This window comes from Photobacterium obscurum, from assembly GCF_026191635.1.
GTDB classification, from domain to species: Bacteria; Pseudomonadota; Gammaproteobacteria; order Enterobacterales; family Vibrionaceae; genus Photobacterium; species Photobacterium obscurum.
On the sequence record NZ_JAKRRW010000061.1, the window covers coordinates 1 to 710 of the forward strand.

1 protein-coding gene is annotated in these 710 nt (G+C 56.9%); it reads right to left on the reverse strand.

The features are described from left to right. Positions 1-710: Ig-like domain-containing protein (locus MD588_RS25895; RefSeq protein ID WP_265700833.1), on the reverse strand; the 710-nt coding region annotated here is incomplete at both ends.

Genomic DNA, 710 nt, shown 5'->3' on the forward strand with positions numbered 1-710 from the left:
GTCGCCGCGGTATTGTCATTACCAGCGCTGTCGGTGAAGGCATTGGCGGTCACATCAATGGTCGCCGCCGCAGTGCGATCAGAGTCTGGCGTAAACGTCGCGCTATAACTGGTGCCGCTACCACTAAAGCCGCTTAACGAACCACCGACCACGGTAATATCCCCGACGGCAAGATCACTACTGGTTTCACTCAGGGTGAAGGTCAAGCTGGCAGTTTCACCCGCTTTCAAGCTCGGCTTATCACTAGCAATGCTGATAGTCGGCAGCTGGGTATCCAGGGTAATAGCGAGCTGGGTCGCCGCAGTATTATCGTTACCAGCGCTGTCGGTGAAGGCATTCGCCGCCACATCGATGGTCGCTGCCGCGGTACGATCGGCATCCGGCGTAAACGTTGCCAAATAACTGGATCCGCTGCCACTAAAGCTGCTCAAGCTACCACCGACCACATTGATATCACTTTCAGCAAAATCAGAACTCGCTTCACTCAAGGTGAAGGTCAAGCTGGCAGTTTCGCCCGCCTTGAGGCTCGGCTTGTCGCTGGCAATGCTGATCCCCGGCAGCTGGGTATCTAGGGTAATCGACAATTGCGTGGCCGCGGTATTGTCATTACCCGCGCTGTCAGTGAAGGCATTGGCCGCCACATCGATGGTCGCCGCCGCGGTGCGGTCACTGTCCGGGGTAAACGTCGCCGAATAACTGGTACCACTGCC